At 74.2% G+C, this 1,258-nt stretch carries 2 protein-coding genes; both read left to right on the top strand.

Annotated elements, in window-relative coordinates; translation table 11 throughout:
* The first annotated feature begins 345 nt into the window (after window positions 1–345).
* Window positions 346–885: a GNAT family protein gene (locus G3I19_RS36510; RefSeq protein ID WP_164267948.1), complete on the top strand. Its 540-nt coding sequence runs from the start codon at window positions 346–348 to the stop codon at window positions 883–885.
* 65 nt (window positions 886–950) lie between these two features.
* A partial coding sequence (locus G3I19_RS36505; RefSeq protein ID WP_203601185.1) for an ABATE domain-containing protein occupies window positions 951–1,258 on the top strand: 308 nt, incomplete at its 3' end.

Raw genomic sequence — 1,258 nt, 5'->3', positions numbered from 1 at the left:
CCCGGGGACGGACCGCGGCGAGCACGCTGTGGACGCGGCGGTGGACCGGCTGCGGACGGCGCTCGGGGTGCCCGATGCGGTGCGGACGGCCGCCGGGGAGTGCTACCGGCTGGCTGCCGAACCGGCAGGGGACACGGAGTACGGCGACGGCGGCTGAGGCGGCGGCGGAGAGGCTGCTGAGGGGGAGGCGGGGGAAGGGGCTGCCGAGGGGGCCCGCACGGTGCCGGTCCGCACGGTGCCGATCCGTAGGGGTGCCGGTCCGCACGGTGCCGATCCGCGGGCGTGCGCGCTGCCCGCTGCTGACCCGGCGGCCGTACGGCGGCCCCCTGGCGCTACCGTGCCGGGATGATTACCGAAGGAATCCGGCTCCGCCCGGTCGAGCTCTCCGACGTCGAAGCCCTCACCGCCGCCGTCTGCCGCAACCGGGCGCACACCGAGCCCTGGGACCCGGCCAGGCCCGAGTCCTTCTACACGGCCGACGGCCAGCTGGAGCGCCTTCGGACCCTGCTGGCCGAGCGGGACGCCGGCCGGCTGATGCCGTGGGTGCTGGAGGAGACCGGGACGGGGCGGATCGTGGGGACCATCACCCTCAACAACATCATCCGCGGCCCGCTCTGCAGCGCTGTCGTCGGTTACTGGGTCGACGCCGGCTGCACGGGCCGGGGCGTGGCCTCCGCCGCCGTCGAAGAGGTCTGCCGGATCGCCCGCGACGAACTGGGCCTGCACCGGATCGAGGCCGGCACGCTCCTCGACAACGTTGCCTCGCAGCGGGTGCTCACCAAGTGCGGCTTCGAGTCCTTCGGGGTGGCGCCCCGCTATCTGCACATCAACGGCGAGTGGCGCGACAACCGGCTCTTCCAGCGGATCCTGCACGACGACAACTGAGTACGCACCAAGCGCGCCGGCGGCGGGGGTTACGGCACGGCACGCGGCCGGGCACTGTAAGAGGTATGGGTTCGCACGCGAACGAGCTGCGGTTCGACTCCGGGCGCATCTGCCTGGACCTGGTGGCGACAGGGACGGATTCCGTTGAACAACTCGACTGCGGGCGGCGGCTCGCCGCCTGGCTGACCGGCGCCGGGCTCGTCCCGGCCGCCACCCGGCTCCCGGCGCTCGGCGCCGACTGGCTGCACGCCTTCACCGAACTCCGCGCGTACGTGGCCGAGTTGATACGGGCCGAGGTCGCGGGCCGCCCCGCGGACAGAGCGCTGGACGAGGTCAACGCGTGTGCGGCGGGCGCACCGCCCGGCCTGCGGGC

This window comes from Streptomyces sp. SID10853 (assembly GCF_010548145.1).
Classification (GTDB): domain Bacteria; phylum Actinomycetota; class Actinomycetes; order Streptomycetales; family Streptomycetaceae; genus Streptomyces.
The sequence above is the reverse complement of the archived record's forward strand: the minus strand, read 5'-3'. Positions and strand labels throughout refer to the sequence as shown.

Excerpts from the sequence above, each read along its gene's own strand:
- G3I19_RS36510 (WP_164267948.1), top strand. The coding sequence starts at position 346 with ATGATTACCGAAGGAATCCGGCTCCGCCCGGTCGAGCTCTCCGACGTC.